Below are 18190 nucleotides of genomic sequence, written 5' to 3'. Positions count from 1 at the left end.
GCAAAAGGTCATTGCGCAGTGTTTTGAGCGCGCGAATGGTTTCGTAAAATGAGATAAATGGCAAACGATGTGTAAAAAATAGTGTGGGTTTGCACAAGAAAAGAACGATTGCGTCGCGCCAGGAAGGCGCGACGGCAGAAAGTTACAGGTTGCCCCGATAATGCCAGGACAAATAACGCAGCAGCCTGAGCTGGCGCGTCAGGCGGCTTGGCTGAGAAAGCAGCCGGTACAACCACTCCAGCCCCAGCCGCTGCCAGATAGCGGGCGCGCGTTTTACGTGGCCGGTGAAGACATCGTAGGTGCCGCCGACGCCCATATAGAGCGCGTCAGGGTATACCGTGCGGCAGTCGCGCATCAGGATCTCCTGGCGCGGCGACCCCATGGCGACGGTGACAATTTTCGCTCCGCTTTCACGAATACGCTCAAACAGCGCCGGCCGGTCTTCGGGGCGAAAGTAACCGTCCTGGCTGCCAACAATATTCACCTGCCACTGCGCGCGTAGCTTCGCCTCTGTTTGCGCCAGCACCTCGGGCTTTCCCCCCAGCAGAAAAACCGGCGTTCCTTCTCTTCCCGCTCTCTCCATCAGCGCTTCCCACAGGTCGGCGCCCGCCACGCGATCCACCTGCGCCTGCGGGTACTTCTTGCGAATAGAGCGCACCACGCTAATACCATCGGCATATTTAAACTCCGCCGTTTCGATAAGCGCCCGCACCTGGGCGTCATCCGCGATGGTAAGCATCTTCTCGGCGTTAATCGCGACCAGCGTCCCGTTCCTGAGCGCGCCGTCAGCGTATAAGTAGTCCAGCGCATGCTGCATATTGCGCCAGCCGATGAGTTTCAGCCCGCGCAGGTCATACACCGGGGCCGCTGTGTTGTCAGTCATTCGCATCCTTATTCAGACCTGAGACAGAGAGGCGCCGCGCCTGTTAATCAGCCCGGCGCTATCAAAGAGCCAATAGAGTAGTTTCGCCAGTAACACGCAGGCGCCAAAAACCAGCAGGAAGAAGACCACGCGGGAAACAAACGCATCCAGCCCCTCACGCGCCAGCACAATCATGTTGAAAATGGCGCCAAAGCAGAAGCTGTGCAGAATAGCCGCTTTATAGCGGCTGGACTCCCGGTTGCCCAGCGTATAAATCCAGTCGAACCACTTGATGATCAAGCCGACCACCACCGCGCCGAGAGGAATAAACCAGACGCCGCCCATCACCACCAGCGAGCCAATCAGCGTGGGCGAGATAGCCAGCCCGGAGTGGTTATTGAGCACTTCCCACGTAAAATAGTTGGCTGAGTTCAGCACGATACCAGGGCGGGACGGCCACAGCCAGGTGGGAATAAAGACATAGAAATCGCGCACGATAGGGGCCAGCCCCTGGAACTCGATCTTGTCGTAATTTTGCAGCAGCAGCGACAGGTTCTCCCACGGCGAGAAGGTGTCGCGGGTAAGGTATAAAAAGGTGTAGAACGCCTCATCCCCTTTGACATCCAGCCCGTAGCGTTTTAGCGCCAGCCAGAACATAGCGACGATGCCCATCACCCCGGCGGCGACCAGCATCCACAGCGAGATCCAGCCGCGGATAATGCCGATAAACAGGAAGATGGCGAAAGCGATGATGATATTGGCGCGGGTGCCGCCGACAATCATATAGGTCAGCAACCCAAACGCGACCGTGCTGACCAGGAAGAAGAGCCACGCCCGCCCGTCCTGGCGCAGAAAATAGACCACCAGCATGGCGGGAATAAAGAAGTAGAAGAAGCGCTTGAGCGCCACGCCGGAAACTTCGCTGGAAAAAATCTGGCTGTAGGAGTGCAAACGGAACAGTAAAAAGCCGTTATGCATAAAGAAAATGGCCACGCTAACCAGCGCAATCAGCATCAGCATGGCGCAGGTCAGATGCGCCTCAACCCGGTTCACGGTAAAGAGCGGGCGGCGCGGTACGTCCCGCGAAGCGGCGCGCAGCCGTGTCTTGTAGGTAATATAATAAATGCCGTAAAAGCAGGCTGCCGCCAGCAGCGACTGTAGCATGACCCCAGGCGGCGCGACGCCGACGTCAAAGCGAAATACCAGCACGCTGGTGAGCGGGAAGCCGAAAAAGAAGGTCAGTAAAAACAGCAACGAAAAGAAGACGTTGAAGTTAAACCTTACGCGGCGAAACTCAAACCAGGTCAGGGCCGCGATAAACAGCGTTGCCAGCAGCCAGACTATCAATAATCCACTGAATTCAAGCGGACTCATTGCGCCTCCCCCGCCGCGATGCGCAGCGCCCGATGCCAGGGGGCAATATAGTTCGGGTTGAAGAAGGTGATGGCGCTTTTGTCTACCGCCTGCAGCTGCCGCTGCGCCTCACGAACGATCGCTTCATTGAGCGCATCATCGGTAAACAGCACCGGAATGTTCTCTTCAGCCATATCCCGCCAGAAAGGGTTAGCGCGGTTAAGCACGCAGGGCACGCCGGCCTGAATCAGCAGGCATAACGTACCGATACCCTGCTGGCGCGCGAAGATAAAATAGCCCAGATCGCACTGGCCAAGCAGCGCGAGATAATCATCGAAATCCATCTTTTCGCTGAGGATACGCAGGTTTTCCGCACTGAATAGCGCAAGCCCGGCCTCCCGTACCTTCGCAATGTAATCGCCGTTATTCGCCGGGTAGCCCATGGGGATCACCAGGTTTACCGTATCGCCAAACTGGCGATGGATAGCCGTCAGCGCCGCAATATGCTCATTGCTGGGATCGCCGGAATTCCCCACCAGAATCGTGAGCTTGCCCTGCCGCTGCGCCTCATCCCCCAGCGCATTCAGCGCCGGATCCATACGGGTGGGAAAGTAGAGCAGTTCGCCACGCACATGGGGATGACGCTGCGCAAACCAGGCTAAATCGCCGCGGGTGGCGAAGATGGCACCCACTCGCCGCTGCGCCAGCCGACGCAGGGGGTAAAACAGGCGGAACTTAAGGCTGCGGGAGACTTCATACAGATCGGCTCCCCAGGCATGCCAGTAAAACTGCGACGATTTAATCGCCCCACGCAACAGCGCCAGCCAGACGCCGGTATTGAACTGCCCATGGAAAAAGAAGCGCTGCTGACGGTTGGCCTTTGCTTTGGCGATAACCGCCTGCGCCAGCGCCTGTTTGCTGCCGAAAAATTGCAGGCACAGCGCCGGGTACATTTCACTGATGCCGCTATCCTGCCCGGCCAGCATAAAATCACGGGCATTCGGGCCCGCCGCCGCAAGGCTTTCATTAAAGAAACGCAGCACGGTGTGGTTATGGTGAGGGATATCCGATCCCAGTACATGTATGAGTGCAGTCATGCCCGTCTACGCCAGAGTAAAAATACGCCACAGCAGAGCGTGAAATAGATAATGTAGGTCGCCATATAGGCCTGCGCCGCACCCGCCGCGCCGTGAGCAGGAATCAGCAGGCGCGAAAAGAGCGTCAGTAGAACGAACTGGCTCACTTCCGCCAGAATGTAAAACCGCAGCGACGCCTTCGCAATCACCAGGTAACCGAAAACGTAAGCGCCCACTTTCAGCACATCGCCAACCAGTTGCCAGGCGAACAGATCGCGCATGGCGGTAAATTTGTCGGAAAACAGCAGCCAGATGGCGAAGTCTCGAAGCAGCCAGACGCAGAAACTGGCCGCCGCGACCGCAGGCAGGACAAATTTCAGCGATTTAAGGACTTCGCGGCCAATCTCCTGTTTGCTGGTTAACCTTGAGAGCGTCGGCAGCAGGTAGACGCTAAACGAGGCGGTAATAAATTGTAGATAAGCATCTGAGATGCTGCTCACGCCCTGCCAGATGCCCACCTCATCCCAGCTGTAGTGGGCGGCCAGCAGGTTCCGCATCATGACGTAGGCCAGCGGCAGCGTGACCGACGTGATCAGCGCCATCAGCGTAAATTTACTCAGTTGCCCTGCCAGCCCGTTATCCCAGCGGGGGCGAAAATAGCCCAGCGGCACCTGCCGCCGACGCAGCAAGATGATGAAGGCCGGGATCACTACCAGCGCCGGAACCAGCGCCATGCCCAGCAGCGCGCCCTGATAGCCGCCTGACTTATAGCAAACATACCAGGCCGCAACGCCGACCAGGCTGCCGATAATCAGCGATAGCGCATTACCTGCCGCATCACGAAAGCCTTTCATCACCGCCAGCAGCAGGTTCGCCCAGGCGATACCCATCTGTACCAGCGCGACCAGGCGCACCAGCCCCTGATAGTCCTGATGACCAAACAGCCCCTGGCTGATGGGCCCCGCCGCCAGCAAGAACAGCAGCCCCAGCAGCGTAGAGAAGCCAAGCACCATCGCCGAGGCGGTGCCGACCACATCATTAAGCCGCTGCGGGTCATCATGATGCTGGGCAACGAATTTCGTCACGCCGTTAAAAATGCCCGCACCGGCGAGCACACCCAGCACGGTAATCAGCTGGCGGAAATTTCCCGCCTGCCCAACGCCAGAGGGACCATAGGCCAGCGCCAGCAGTTTTACCACCAGCAAGCCCGCGCCAATTTTGACGAGGGTACTTGCCGCGGTCCAGACAGAAGCTTTAGCCAGCGACATGCTAGTTAAAATAGCTCAGTAAGGTATTGATGACGGTACGCTGATTGACCGGTGCCAGGTTGTAGAACAGCGGCAGGCGAAGCAAACGCTCACTTTCTTGCGTGGTATAACGGTCTTCGCCATGAAATTCGCCGAACTTTTCGCCCGCGGGAGAAGCGTGCAGCGGAATGTAATGGAACACCGAGAGAATTTCGGCCTCTTTCAGGAAAGCAATAAGCCTGCTGCGGTCGTCTTCGTCGCGCAGCTTGATATAGAACATGTGGGCGTTATGAACGCACCCTTCCGGGATGGAGGGCAGCGCGATGCGCCCTGCGCGCGCCAGCGGGGCAAGCGCATCATGGTAGGTCTGCCACAGCGAAAGACGCTGCTGGTTGATACGGTCCGCCGCTTCGAGTTGAGCCCACAGATAAGCGGCCTGCAAATCTGACATCAAATAGCTGGAGCCGATATCGCGCCAGGTATATTTATCGACCTGGCCACGGAAAAACTGGCTGCGGTTTGTGCCTTTTTCACGAATGATCTCCGCCCGTTCAACCAGCGCGCGATCGTTGATTAACGTCGCGCCGCCTTCACCACCGGCGGTATAGTTTTTTGTTTCATGAAAACTAAAGCAGCCGATATGGCCAATCGTGCCCAGCGCCCGGCCCTTATAGGTGGACATCACCCCCTGCGCGGCATCTTCTACCACGTAGAGGTCATGGCGTTTGGCGATAGCCATAATCGTGTCCATTTCGCAGGCCACGCCCGCGTAGTGAACCGGCACAATCACCCGCGTCCTGTCGGTGATGGCCGCCTCGATACGCGTTTCGTCAATATTGAGCGTATCCGGACGGATATCGACAAAGACGATTTTCGCCCCGCGCAGCACAAAGGCGTTAGCGGTGGAGACAAAGGTGTAGCTCGGCATGATCACTTCATCGCCGGGCTGGATATCCAGCAGCAGCGCCGCCATCTCCAGCGACGCGGTACAGGAAGGGGTAAGCAGCACTTTCGGGCTGCGAAAACGCTGTTCCATCCACTGCTGGCAGCGACGGGTAAAACCGCCGTCGCCGCACAGTTTGCCGCTGCCCATCGCCGACTGCATGTAGTCGAGTTCCGTTCCCACCACTGGTGGTGCATTAAAAGGGATCATTGAGTCACCTGTATAACCAGTAAGCGGTGCTTTCCATAAGCGCACCGCTGCGAGTGTATCGTTTGATGGCGGCAAGATTGCTTATCTGCGTCGCCACGCGAAGCGTCTTAAGCTGGCGCTGCTGCGCCCAGTAAACTGCCGCCAGCATCAGTTTTTCCCCTGCGCCGCGCCCGCCAAGCAGCCCGATACGCGCTTCATTTTCGTTAAGCTGGCGCAAGGAGACAAAAGCGTTAATCTGGCCGTCAGGAGCGCGAAACAGCAGGCATTCATGGTCGTAAACGCCCTTCACCGCGTTTTCAATCCACTGAGCGTAAAAGCGCCCGCTGGCCTCCGGGGGATACCAGGGCGCGCGAAAGCGGCTCTGGCTGAAAAGCGTGGCCGCCATCTGACGCAGCGGAACAATATCTGCCGCGACAGCAGTTTGGGCCTGCGGATCAACCGCCTGCGCTGGAACCGGCAGGGCAAAATCGGCCTCCCCTTCGACCAGACGAAAGCCAAATTGTTGCAGGGCATCCAGCTGATGGGTGGCGCTTGCCGCTATTTTCGCCTGTATGCGGTGAAAACCGTCAAAGGCGCGCTCATCCAGTGCGGGCGCGTCGTCGCGCAAACGCACGATGGCGCTACGCAGGCCAAAAAAAGCGCTCTCCCATGCCAGCTCTTCTACCACGCCGTGTAGTGTCATGGATGGCCTCAGCGCCAGACGCCTTTAGTATCAATAATATACTGCTGCGCAATGCTGTCGCCGCTAAGGGCTTTGAACTCTTTATGGTCCACCAGCATGACCAGTACATCCGCCTGTTCTAACGCCGTCTCCAGCGAAACCAGCTTGCTGAGCTCGCCCAGCGCTGGCGGCAGCCGATGAATATTGGGCTCCACGACCAGCGTTTCGCCGCCGTGCCATTGGGCAATGCTGCGGGCGATTTCCATAGCCGGACTTTCGCGCAGATCGTCGATATTGGGTTTAAACGCCAGGCCAAAGCAGGCGATTTTAACGTCGCTGGGCCGTTTATCGCTGGCTGCCAGGCAGTCGGCGACGGTGGCTTTTACCTGGTTCAGCACCCAATGCGGCTTGCTGTCGTTGACCTCGCGCGCGGTGCGGATAAGCCGCGCCTGCTGCGGGTTTTGCGCCACGATAAACCACGGGTCGACCGCGATACAGTGGCCGCCGACGCCCGGGCCGGGCTGCAAAATATTCACGCGGGGGTGGCGGTTCGCCAGGCGAATCAGTTCCCAGACGTTGATCCCCTGGTCGGCGCAAATCAGCGACAGCTCATTGGCGAAGGCGATGTTCACGTCACGAAAGCTGTTTTCCGTCAGTTTGCACATTTCGGCGGTGCGGGAGTTAGTGACCACACACTCGCCCTCCAGGAAGATGTTGTAAAGCTCGCTGGCGCGGGCAGAGCAGACCGGCGTCATACCGCCGACCACACGGTCATTCTTGATAAGCTCCACCATCACCTGGCCCGGCAGTACGCGTTCCGGGCAGTAAGCGATATTAATATCCGCCTGTTCGCCCGCCTGCTGGGGAAAGGTTAAGTCCGGGCGGGCCTGCGCCAGCCACTGGGCCATCTGTTCCGTTGCGCCCACCGGGGAGGTAGACTCCAGAATCACCAGCCCGCCTTTTTTCAGCACCGGCGCAATGGAGCGCGCCGCCGCTTCGACGTAGGTCATATCCGGCTCATGTTCGCCTTTAAACGGCGTCGGAACCGCGATAAGAAAGGCGTCAGCCTCAACCGGCGTGGTGCTGGCGCGCAGCCAGCCGCCCTCTACCGCTGTTTTCACTACCTTATCGAGCTCAGGCTCAACAATATGAATCTCCCCGCGGTTGATGGTCTCTACCGCGTGAGGATTGATATCTATCCCCACCACCTGTTTTTGCCGTGAAGCAAAAGCCGCTGCGGTTGGCAGTCCGATATAGCCAAGGCCGATGACGGAAATCGTTGCGAAACTCATAGGGTTACCCGATTGTTTTTTAATGCATGCAAAATTCGACCACAGGCCTGCCCGTCTCCATACGGATTATGCGCACGGCTCATGTCCTGCCAGGCGTTCACGTCGTTCAGAAGCCGTGAGACCTCCGCCACGATACGCTGGCGATCTGTGCCTACCAGCCGGACCGTTCCGGCCTCAATCGCCTCTGGCCGCTCGGTGGTGTCGCGCATCACCAGAACAGGCTTGCCCAGAGACGGCGCCTCTTCCTGGATGCCGCCGGAATCGGTAAGGATCAGCCAGGCCCGGTCCATCAGCCAGAGAAACGGCAGGTAGTCCTGCGGCTCGATAAGCGTCACGTTATCCACGTTCCCAAGGATACGGTTTACCGGCTCGCTCACGTTGGGGTTGAGATGCACCGGGTAGACGATCTGGACATCGTCATGCTGCCCGGCGATTTCCGCCAGCGCATGGCAGATATGCTCAAAGCCCTGGCCAAAACTCTCCCGTCGGTGGCCGGTCACCAGGATCAACTTTTTGTTGCTATCCAGGAAGGGGTAGCGCGCCGCCAGCGCTTCGCCCAGCGACACATCGTTCAGCACCCGATCGCGCACCCAGAAAAGCGCGTCGATAACGGTGTTGCCGGTGACAAAAATATTCTTCTCCGCCACGTTTTCCCGCAGCAGGTTGCGCCGGGAGTTTTCCGTCGGCGCAAAGTGGTACAGCGCCAGATGGCCGGTCAGCGTACGGTTGGCCTCCTCCGGCCAGGGCGAGGAGAGATCGCCGGTTCGCAGCCCCGCCTCCACATGCCCGACGGGGATGCGCTGGTAAAATGCGGCAAGGCTTGCCGCGATGGTGGTAGTGGTGTCGCCATGCACCAGCACCACGTCCGGACAAAAAGACTCCAGAATGGGCTTGAGACCTTCCAGAATACGGCAGGTGATCTCCGTCAGCCCCTGCCCGGGACGCATAATATTCAGGTCATAGTCCGGAACAATAGAAAAGAGATTCAATACCTGATCGAGCATTTCCCGATGCTGCGCAGTGACGCATACTTTTGCATCAAAATCAGGGTCCTTTGCCAGCGCATGTACCAGAGGCGCCATTTTGATGGCTTCTGGTCGTGTGCCAAATACGGTCAGTACTTTCACAACGATTCTCTTCGATTAGGTGATGAAGGCGCATGGCCTTCACCTCAGACGGCATGTCAGAATGAGCGACGGCGCATTAACGCAACGCCAGCGCCAATCAGCGCCCCCACAACACCCCACATGATCATCAGAAAAGCACGACGCGGACTATCGCGTTTTACCGGTTCTTCCGGCGTGCGCAAATAACGATAAGTCTGAAAACGGGGATCAAGTGTGGGGCCAACGTTCAGCGTATTAAGCATGGCCCGGTTCTGGAAGTAGTCCAGATCATATTCAGGCCCTACTGCCTGCAGGTTCTCCAGCCGCGCCTGCAGCATGGGTCGGCCTAACAAAAACATTTCCGAATCGGGCAGCTCATCCGGCGGCACTTCCGTCTCGCTGCGGGAAATATTGTGCTGCTCGGCTACCGACAGCGCCTGCTCGATGCTGTGCACCCGGCGGTTAAAAATGGTTTTAGACACCTCTTCCTGGCGCTTTACCTGCGCTTTCATCTGGATGGTACGGGCCGCCCACGCCCCTTTCAGCTCGTCGTTGAGATGACGCGCGGCGCGCTGGCTGGCAAAAGCGATGTACTGACGCAGCAGGTTGTTGGCGTCGGGCGCGGTCTCTGCGATCAGCTTCACGCTGTCATTCAGGTTGTGCGTCACGTCGCCTGGCGTGTACTGAATGTTATTGATCAGTTCGTCGAGCATCGCGGCGTCCGCTTTGCTGTTGCCTACTTTACGCTGCTTGTAGTAGTCCGTTTGCGACCAGAAGTCCCGGCGGGTATCCCACGACGCAAGCTGCATCACGAACTCTTTGTAGGCCTCGTCCATCACGGAGGGCTGATCCACAGGCACCTGATTGGCTTTAACGTCAAGGTTGCGCAGAAACTGCTGCTGCGAATAGAAACCGCCCAGCATATTGACCGTGGGGCGGTCGGTAATAGCCGTCGCGCCCCACTCCTGCCGCGCAAAGAAAGTCCACACTAGCGCAGCTAGCGCAAAGAGCAGCGCAATCCCGCATATCCATAGTTTCCCTGCCCACAAAGTACGAAACAGCCCACGAATATCCAGCTCATTTTCCGTACCCGCTGAAGGTGCTCCCGACAATGGTTGAGTCATCGCTTTCCCGGATTTACTTGGTTAAGGTTGGTTTGTGGCCGCTGTTACGGCGCATTCTGCGCTTCACACGCTTGATGAAGCGCGCCACTTTCCAGGCGCGCTTAATGCAGTAGCCATACAAAAAGAACGCCAGCAAAAAGAGTGCCAACATCACCCATTCAGGGATGAAGTGTAAGTATTCGGTCACCACTCCGACCGACGCCAGCAGCGCCGCGGCGAGCGTAATCAAAACGAAGGCCTGCCGCGAGGTAAACCCGGCACGCATAATCAGATGATGGATGTGCTGGCGATCCGGGGAGAAAGGACTCATCCCTTTGCGCAGACGGCGATACATAATCGCCACCATGTCCATAAGCGGAATAGCGATAATCCACAGCGCCGTAACCGGGCTGATAGGATGCGTCTGTCCCTGGGTGGTTTCCAGCAGGATCCAGATGAGGGTAAAGCCGATGAAGGTACTGCCCGCATCGCCCATAAAGACTTTGTAGCGACGCCCCAGCGCCCCGAGGTTAAGCAGGATATAGGGCAGGATGGCGGCGATCATGGCGAAACACCACATCGCCAGGCTTACCTGGCCATCAAACCACAGAATAATGCCGATAGCGGCGAAGGAGACGCACGAAAGCCCGCCCAGCAGGCCATCAATTCCGTCAACCATGTTAAAGGCGTTAATTGCCGCCCAGACGGCAAAGAGGGTCAGCAGATAGCCAAACGGTCCCAGCACCATCTCCCATGTGCCAAAAATGTAGCCCAGGCTGCTGAGATAGAGCTTGCCGACCACCATCATCACAATGGCGATAAGGGCCTGCACCACCGCGCGGATTTTTACGCTGATGTCATAACGATCGTCCAGCGCGCCGACAAAGACCAGCACCCCGGCGCAGAAGAGATAAAGAGCGGCATGAGGAATGTAGTAGTCAGCAATGCCGAAGGTAAAACAGATCCCCGCGAAGACTGAGATACCGCCAACCAGCGGAATCAACCCCTGATGCCGCTTACGGAAGTTGGGCTTATCCACCAGACCCACGCGCTTCGCCATTTTGCGGGCGAAAAATAAAAACGCGGTCGTGAATAAGAAAACACTGAATAATTCAGTAAACGCAGTGAGTAAATTCACAATGCATGCTCTCAGCGAATGTTAATCCTGGCAGTATAACGACGATGCCGTGCTCCAAAAAGGAGAAAGCAGGTCGTTCGCAGGCGTTATTGTCTGTTTTTCAAGCAACCAGCTTATTGATTGCTTTGATATTTGTATTGAAGTGGCCTGCGGTGGACTATGCCTGTCCCAATGCATATAGCGTATAGCCCATAAATGAAAAACGCCACGTAAAAACGTGGCGTTTCCGAGCTTTATTTGAATTAAGAGCGCTTCATCATGTCGAAGAACTCATCATTGGTCTTCGTCATTGCCAGCTTGTTAATGAGGAACTCCATCGCGTCGATTTCACCCATCGGGTGAATGATTTTGCGCAGGATCCACATTTTCTGCAGCTCTTCCTGAGTGGTGAGCAGCTCTTCTTTACGGGTACCGGAACGGTTGTAATCAATCGCCGGGAAGACGCGTTTTTCCGCAATCTTACGGGAGAGGTGCAGTTCCATGTTACCGGTGCCTTTAAACTCTTCGTAGATAACCTCGTCCATTTTGGAGCCGGTATCAATCAGCGCGGTCGCAATGATGGTCAGGCTGCCGCCCTCTTCCACGTTACGTGCGGCGCCGAAGAAGCGTTTCGGACGATGCAGGGCGTTAGCGTCAACACCACCGGTCAGTACTTTACCGGAAGCCGGCACCACGGTGTTGTAAGCGCGCGCCAGACGAGTAATAGAGTCGAGCAGAATGATAACGTCTTTCTTATGCTCAACCAGGCGTTTCGCCTTCTCGATAACCATTTCCGCAACCTGAACGTGGCGGGATGCCGGTTCGTCGAAGGTGGAGGCAACCACTTCGCCTTTAACCAGACGCTGCATCTCGGTCACTTCTTCCGGACGTTCGTCGATCAGCAGCACCATCAGTACGCAGTCAGGATGGTTATAAGCGATGCTCTGCGCAATGTTCTGCAGCAGCATGGTTTTACCCGCTTTCGGCGGCGCAACAATCAGACCACGCTGGCCGCGGCCAATCGGCGAGGCCAGATCCAGCACACGTGCCGTTAAGTCTTCGGTAGAACCGTTACCACGCTCCATACGCAGACGAGAATTCGCATGCAGCGGCGTTAAGTTCTCGAACAGAATCTTGTTACGGGCGTTTTCCGGCTTGTCGTAGTTAACTTCGTTAACTTTCAACAGTGCAAAGTAACGTTCACCCTCTTTGGGCGGGCGAATCTTACCCGAAATAGTGTCACCGGTGCGGAGGTTGAAACGGCGGATTTGGCTGGGGGATACGTAGATGTCGTCAGGGCCGGCGAGGTAGGAGCTGTCTGCGGAACGGAGGAAACCAAATCCATCCTGCAGAATCTCCAGCACACCGTCGCCAAAGATATCTTCGCCACTCTTCGCGTGCTGCTTCAGGATGGCGAAAATAATGTCCTGTTTGCGCATACGAGCCAGGTTTTCCAGCCCCATATTTTCGCCGAGAGTGATCAGCTCAGAAACCGGCGTATTCTTTAATTCGGTAAGATTCATAATGGTGTGGGTTCTTAAACTCGGGGTAAATCTCGAACTTAATTTGTGAATGGTATGGCAGGGTCATCCATGCCTGTTAACGGCCATCAACTCATGTCCTGGCGCTGTCTGGTAAAAGGAAAACACGCAGAGCTGAAACGACAAGACGGAATAAGCGATAAGCCCGGAATCTATCCACTGCTTCGCTCGTAGACACGCAGCGAGAAGCATCGGGTAAAACAAGATTCAAACTACAAGGTATGTTTAAAACGAAGTCAAAACTAAATTAGCACGACTAAAGCCGGGCGTCCAGCAATCCACATAATTTAGGAAGCTGGCGCGCCGGCGGGGTGAGTCTGTTACGCCAGGTTAGCGTCCAGGAACTCTTTCAGTTGACCTTTGGACAGCGCGCCCACTTTGGTCGCGGCCACTTCGCCGTTTTTGAACAGCAGCAGGGTCGGGATGCCGCGGATACCGTATTTCGGCGCGGTGCCCGGGTTCTGGTCGATGTTCAGCTTCGCTACGGTCAGCTTGCCTTCGTATTCGCTAGCGACTTCATCCAGAATCGGGGCGATCATTTTGCACGGGCCACACCACTCTGCCCAGAAATCGACGAGAACCAGCCCGTCCGCTTTGAGTACATCCGTGTCAAAACTGTCGTCAGTCAGGTGAATAATTTTATCGCTCATATATAACTCCACAGGAATAAGCCTGGTGTGTTGGTGTAGCATAAAACAGCAACGTGTTGATGCCACATTAACCAACTAAAGGTTGACTTTATTTCACCGGATACGCTTTCGTAAAGCAATAGTAAGCTGATATTCTACCACACTATGAGCAAAACACATTTAACTGAACAGAAGTTTTCCGACTTCGCCCTGCACCCTAAGGTGATTGAAGCCCTTGAAACTAAAGGGTTTCATAATTGTACGCCCATACAGGCACTCGCCCTCCCGCTGACGCTGGAAGGCCGTGACGTTGCAGGGCAGGCGCAAACCGGTACCGGCAAAACGATGGCGTTTCTGACGTCAACGTTTCATTATTTACTCTCACATCCGGCCATTGAAGACCGCAAAGTTAACCAGCCGCGCGCGCTGATCATGGCGCCGACGCGTGAACTGGCGGTGCAAATTCATGCTGACGCCGAGCCGCTGGCGCAGACCACCGGTCTCAAACTTGGCCTGGCTTACGGCGGCGACGGTTACGACAAACAGCTTAAAGTGCTGGAAAGCGGCGTCGACATTTTGATAGGCACCACCGGTCGCCTGATTGATTATGCGAAACAGAACCATATTAACCTGGGCGCGATCCAGGTCGTGGTGCTGGACGAAGCCGATCGTATGTACGATCTGGGCTTTATTAAAGATATCCGCTGGCTGTTCCGCCGTATGCCTGCGGCGACCGAGCGTCTGAACATGCTCTTTTCCGCCACCCTCTCTTACCGTGTTCGCGAACTGGCGTTCGAACAGATGAACAACGCTGAATACGTTGAAGTGGAGCCGGAGCAGAAAACGGGCCACCGTATTAAAGAAGAGCTTTTCTACCCTTCTAACGAAGAGAAGATGCGCCTGCTGCAGACGCTGCTGGAAGAAGAGTGGCCGGATCGCGCCATTGTCTTCGCCAACACTAAGCACCGCTGTGAAGATATCTGGGGTCATCTGGCCGCAGATGGTCACCGCGTTGGCCTGCTGACCGGCGACGTCGCGCAGAAAAAACGTCTGCGTATCCTTGATGAATTTACCCGTGGCGACCTGGATATTCTGGTGGCGACGGATGTCGCGGCCCGCGGCCTGCACATTCCTGCCGTGACGCACGTCTTTAACTACGACCTGCCGGACGACTGCGAAGACTACGTTCACCGCATTGGCCGTACCGGGCGTGCAGGGGCCAGCGGCCACTCAATCAGCCTCGCCTGTGAAGAGTACGCGCTGAACCTGCCGGCGATTGAGACCTATATCGGCCACTCTATTCCAGTTAGTAAGTACAACCCGGACGCGCTGTTAAGCGAACTGCCGCCGCCGAAGCGCCTTACTCGCCCGCGCACCGGTAACGGCCCGCGTCGCAGCGGCGGCGCGCCGCGTAACCGTCGTCGTTCAGGTTAAACGCCATGCCAGACACCTATGCCGCCATCGATTTAGGCTCGAACAGCTTTCATATGCTGGTTGTACGCGAGGTGGCTGGCAGCATCCAGACCCTGTCGCGCATTAAACGCAAGGTGCGCCTCGCGGCGGGTCTGGGCAGCGACAATGTGCTCTCGCAGGAGGCCATGGAGCGCGGCTGGCAATGCCTGCGTCTCTTTGCCGAACGCCTGCAGGACATTCCCTCCGGTCAAATTCGCGTTGTCGCCACCGCGACGCTGCGTCTGGCGACCAATGCCGGTGACTTTATTCATAAAGCGCAGGCGATCCTCGGCTGCCCGGTGCAGGTTATCAGCGGCGAAGAAGAGGCGCGGCTGATCTATCAGGGAGTTGCTCATACCACGGGCGGTTCCGACCGCCGTCTGGTGGTGGACATTGGCGGGGCCAGTACCGAGCTGGTAACCGGCACTGGCGCGCAGGCGACCTCATTATTCAGCCTTTCGATGGGCTGCGTGACCTGGCTTGAACGCTTTTTTACCGACCGCAATTTAGGCCAGGAGAATTTCACCGCCGCCGAAGCCGCCGCGCGGGATGTGCTGCGCCCGGTTGCCGATGAACTGCGTCGTCACGGCTGGGAAGTGTGCGTTGGCGCTTCCGGCACGGTTCAGGCGCTGCAGGAAATTATGATGGCGCAGGGGATGGACGAACGCATTACCCTGGCCAAGCTGCAACAGTTAAAGCAGCGAGCCATTCAGTGTGGCCGCCTGGAAGAGCTGGAAATCGAAGGCCTGACGCTGGAAAGGGCGCTGGTTTTCCCCAGCGGGCTGGCTATTTTAATCGCTATCTTCACCGAGTTGAATATCCAAAGCATGACCCTTGCGGGCGGCGCGCTGCGCGAGGGGCTGGTCTATGGGATGCTGCATCTTAGCGTTGATGAAGATATTCGCAGCCGCACGCTGCGTAATATCCAGCGCCGTTTTATGATCGATACCGATCAGGCAAGACGCGTCTCCTCGCTGACGGCGCTGTTTGCTCAGGCCGCGTCGAACGTGTGGGAACTTGATGCGTACAGCGTCGAAATGCTGAAAGTTGCCGGCGAACTGCATGAAATCGGGCTAAGTATTGAGTTCAAACAGGCGCCGCTCCATGCCGCCTGGCTGGTGCGCAACCTGGATCTGCCCGGCTTTACCCCCGCGCAGAAAAAGCTGCTCGCAACGCTGCTGTTGAACCAGACGAACCCGGTAGATCTCTCATCCCTTCATCAGCAAAACGCCGTGCCGCCACGCGTGGCGGAGCATCTGTGCCGTCTGCTGCGGCTGGCGATTATTTTTGCCAGCCGCCGTCGTGACGATCTGCTGCCCAGCGTTCGTATTGCCGCTCAGGGTGAGACCATTACCGTGACGCTACCCGCAGGCTGGCTGGAGAGCCATCCGCTGGGCGCTGAGATGATTGAGCAAGAGCGTCAGTGGCAAAGCTATGTCCACTGGCCGCTGCATTTTGCACGTAGCGAGGCAATGGAATAACGCAACTCAGGAGAGATAATGCGGGAAGAACTGGATTTTAAATCGCTGCGTTTTTTTTCCGCGCTCTACCGTGAGGGGAATGTTTCCCACGCTGCCGACGCCCTTAGCATCAGCCAGCCCACCGGCAGCATTTTGCTGAAAAAGCTGCGGGACTATTTTGACGATCCTCTGTTTGTACGTGTGGGTCAGCGGATGGCGCCGACCCCGCGTGCCGATCACATCGCGCAAACCGTTTTTTCCATCCTCCATTTAGTCGATAACGAACTGCCTGCCAGGCCGGGGTTTGATCCACACACCAGCACCCGGCAATTCACTATCGGCATGACCGATATCAGCCAGATGACGCTGCTGCCCTCTCTACAGGCCGCGCTACTACAACAGGGCGCGAATGGGGTATCCCTCTCAATACGCAATATTGATGACCAGACCATCGCCGCACTGGAAACCGGGAAATGCGACGTAGCCATCGGCTACTTAATGCAGCTGCCGGATAACGTCTACCAGCAGCGTCTGTTTAACCAGGCCTATGTCTGCCTCACGGCGGAAAACCATCCGCGCATCAGTCACGCATTTACCGCGCAGCACTGGCGTGAAGAGAAACATCTGGCGGTCCACGTTAACGGCACCGGGCATGGTGATATCGATAAGATGCTGACCGAGCACGGTATGCCGCGGCATATTACCCTGACGCTCCCCAGTTTTCTGGGCGCGGGTGAACTGGTTGCAGGCAGTGAAATGGTCGCGGTTGTGCCAGAGCAGCTGGCGCGCCACATTGTTCAGCGCTATCCCTGCCACTGCTGGCCGCTGCCGTTTGCCTTACCGGATATTTCCATTCGCCAGGTCTGGCATCAGCGGCTACATCACGATCCCGGCCATATGTGGCTGCGTTCACTGATCGCCGGGCTGGCCGACTCCGGCGTAAGCTGAATCACTATTACGTTTAAGAATGTCGTTGCGTCAGGTCTATTAATTTTTCCAATAGTGGCTATTGCCATACGGATATTGCCGCTCATTACCTGGAAATATACTCTTCCTCTATCGTTCAGAAATTATATAAGCCAGAGGAAAATACTATGCGTGGTAAAATTGCCTTAGAAGAACATGTCACCACTCCGGAAAATAATCGCCTTTGGGATTCGACTGGTGAGGCCGGTCGTAACGGCACTGATTATATGAAAGATGTTGAACACCGCTTATTAGATCGCAGTATTCAACTGGAAGAAATGGCGCAGAGAAATATCGACCATGTTATTCTCTCGCTAACATCTCCGGGCGCGCAATCTATTCTTGATAAATCCGCCGCGGTAAAATTTGCACGCGATACGAACGATTATATTATTGATCATTATGTCAAACCAAACCCCGATAAATTTAGCGCGTTCGCAACGGTAGCATTACAAAATCCGGAAGCTGCCGCCGAAGAACTGGATCGCGCGGTGAAAAAACTGGGGATGAAAGGCGCGCTGATTAACGGCTATACCAACGTTAAAGACAGCGAGCACGGCCTCTATCTCGATGACGAAGCGATGCTGGTCTTCTGGGATAAGGTGAACGAGCTGAAAGTGCCGGTTTATTTGCATCCGCGCGAGCCGCTGGAAGGCCCAGCCCGCGGTATTTACACCGGTTATGAAAGCCTGATTGGCTCCGCATGGGGCTTCGCGCAGGAGACTGCGGTTCACGCTATTCGTCTGATGATGAGCGGCCTGTTTGACCGTTACCCTGACCTGACGCTGGTATTGGGCCACCTGGGTGAGGGCCTTGTTCATATGCTGCCGCGTACGCAACACCGTCTCTATCGCCAGCGTTTTGGCTGCGGCCTGGGTAAAGCCGAAAAACCGCTGATGCACTATCTGCAAAATAACTTTATTGTGACCACCAGCGGCCATTTTAATACTTATTCGCTGCAAAACGCGCTTGAAGTTATGGGCCCGGATCGCGTTATGTTCTCTGTTGATTATCCTTATGAAGATATTCATCAGGCCTGCGACTGGTTCGATCCGCTGGAAATGGATGCAGACCTGAAAAATAAAATTGCCTGGGGCAACGCCAGCCGCGTATTTAATATTTAACAGTTAACAGATGTAAAAAAAGGGCCTGTCACAGGCCCTTTTTTATGG

Annotated in this window: 16 protein-coding genes; 4 read left to right on the top strand and 12 right to left on the bottom strand. The window is 56.3% G+C overall.

Going from position 1 to position 18190, the window contains the following annotated elements:
* Positions 1-142: 142 nt before the first annotated feature.
* The 12 genes from wecG to trxA form a co-directional block, all read right to left on the bottom strand.
* Positions 143-883 (bottom strand): lipopolysaccharide N-acetylmannosaminouronosyltransferase, encoded by a 741-nt coding sequence (gene wecG / locus ENTHG_RS22710; RefSeq protein WP_044185667.1) that lies wholly within the window; start codon positions 881-883, stop codon positions 143-145.
* A gap of 12 nt (positions 884-895) precedes the next feature.
* Entirely contained in the window at positions 896-2236 is a 1341-nt protein-coding gene (wzyE, locus tag ENTHG_RS22705; protein WP_044185665.1) for an ECA oligosaccharide polymerase, read from the bottom strand.
* Entirely contained in the window at positions 2233-3312 is a 1080-nt protein-coding gene (locus ENTHG_RS22700; protein ID WP_044185662.1) for a TDP-N-acetylfucosamine:lipid II N-acetylfucosaminyltransferase, read from the bottom strand. Before ENTHG_RS22700 ends, wzyE begins: the two co-directional genes overlap by 4 nt.
* Entirely contained in the window at positions 3309-4559 is a 1251-nt protein-coding gene (gene wzxE, locus ENTHG_RS22695; RefSeq protein WP_044185660.1) for a lipid III flippase WzxE, read from the bottom strand. The genes ENTHG_RS22700 and wzxE overlap by 4 nt, the downstream gene beginning before the upstream one ends.
* Before the next feature lies 1 nt (position 4560).
* Positions 4561-5691 (bottom strand): dTDP-4-amino-4,6-dideoxygalactose transaminase, encoded by a 1131-nt coding sequence (gene rffA, locus ENTHG_RS22690; RefSeq protein ID WP_044185658.1) that lies wholly within the window; start codon positions 5689-5691, stop codon positions 4561-4563.
* 4 nt (positions 5692-5695) lie between these two features.
* Positions 5696-6373: a dTDP-4-amino-4,6-dideoxy-D-galactose acyltransferase gene (gene rffC / locus ENTHG_RS22685; RefSeq protein ID WP_044185657.1), complete on the bottom strand. Its 678-nt coding sequence runs from the start codon at positions 6371-6373 to the stop codon at positions 5696-5698.
* Positions 6374-6381: 8 nt separating this feature from the next.
* Positions 6382-7644: a UDP-N-acetyl-D-mannosamine dehydrogenase gene (gene wecC / locus ENTHG_RS22680; protein ID WP_044185655.1), complete on the bottom strand. Its 1263-nt coding sequence runs from the start codon at positions 7642-7644 to the stop codon at positions 6382-6384.
* Positions 7641-8771, bottom strand: a complete 1131-nt coding sequence (wecB, locus tag ENTHG_RS22675) for a non-hydrolyzing UDP-N-acetylglucosamine 2-epimerase (protein ID WP_071825932.1) — start codon at positions 8769-8771, stop codon at positions 7641-7643. The genes wecC and wecB overlap by 4 nt, the downstream gene beginning before the upstream one ends.
* A gap of 56 nt (positions 8772-8827) precedes the next feature.
* On the bottom strand, positions 8828-9874 hold the full coding sequence (gene wzzE / locus ENTHG_RS22670; protein WP_044185651.1) for an ECA polysaccharide chain length modulation protein: 1047 nt from the start codon (positions 9872-9874) through the stop codon (positions 8828-8830).
* 13 nt (positions 9875-9887) lie between these two features.
* Complete coding sequence (gene wecA, locus ENTHG_RS22665; protein ID WP_044185648.1) at positions 9888-10991, bottom strand: UDP-N-acetylglucosamine--undecaprenyl-phosphate N-acetylglucosaminephosphotransferase; 1104 nt, start codon at positions 10989-10991, stop codon at positions 9888-9890.
* 242 nt (positions 10992-11233) lie between these two features.
* Positions 11234-12493: a transcription termination factor Rho gene (gene rho, locus ENTHG_RS22660; protein WP_023479599.1), complete on the bottom strand. Its 1260-nt coding sequence runs from the start codon at positions 12491-12493 to the stop codon at positions 11234-11236.
* Positions 12494-12831: 338 nt separating this feature from the next.
* The gene (trxA, locus tag ENTHG_RS22655; protein ID WP_039077011.1) at positions 12832-13161 is read right to left on the bottom strand and encodes a thioredoxin TrxA; all 330 of its coding nucleotides are present in this window, start codon (positions 13159-13161) and stop codon (positions 12832-12834) included.
* A gap of 144 nt (positions 13162-13305) precedes the next feature.
* Here trxA and rhlB point away from each other — a divergent pair, with 144 nt between their 5' ends.
* The 4 genes from rhlB to ENTHG_RS22635 all read left to right on the top strand — a co-directional run bounded on the left by rhlB (position 13306) and on the right by ENTHG_RS22635 (position 18142).
* Positions 13306-14574, top strand: a complete 1269-nt coding sequence (gene rhlB / locus ENTHG_RS22650) for an ATP-dependent RNA helicase RhlB (protein WP_044185638.1) — start codon at positions 13306-13308, stop codon at positions 14572-14574.
* Between the two features lie 5 nt (positions 14575-14579).
* Positions 14580-16073 carry a guanosine-5'-triphosphate,3'-diphosphate diphosphatase gene (gene gppA / locus ENTHG_RS22645; RefSeq protein WP_044185635.1) on the top strand — a complete coding sequence of 498 codons (1494 nt, stop codon included), beginning with the start codon at positions 14580-14582 and terminating at the stop codon, positions 16071-16073.
* Positions 16074-16091: 18 nt separating this feature from the next.
* A complete protein-coding gene (locus ENTHG_RS22640) occupies positions 16092-17000 on the top strand; it encodes a LysR family transcriptional regulator (RefSeq protein ID WP_044185632.1) in 909 nt (302 codons plus the stop codon).
* 146 nt (positions 17001-17146) lie between these two features.
* Positions 17147-18142 (top strand): amidohydrolase family protein, encoded by a 996-nt coding sequence (locus ENTHG_RS22635; protein WP_044185629.1) that lies wholly within the window; start codon positions 17147-17149, stop codon positions 18140-18142.
* The last annotated feature ends 48 nt before the right edge of the window (positions 18143-18190 follow it).

Source organism: Phytobacter massiliensis JC163, assembly GCF_000321045.1.
Classification (GTDB): domain Bacteria; phylum Pseudomonadota; class Gammaproteobacteria; order Enterobacterales; family Enterobacteriaceae; genus Phytobacter_A; species Phytobacter_A massiliensis.
The sequence above is the reverse complement of the archived record's forward strand: the minus strand, read 5'-3'. Positions and strand labels throughout refer to the sequence as shown.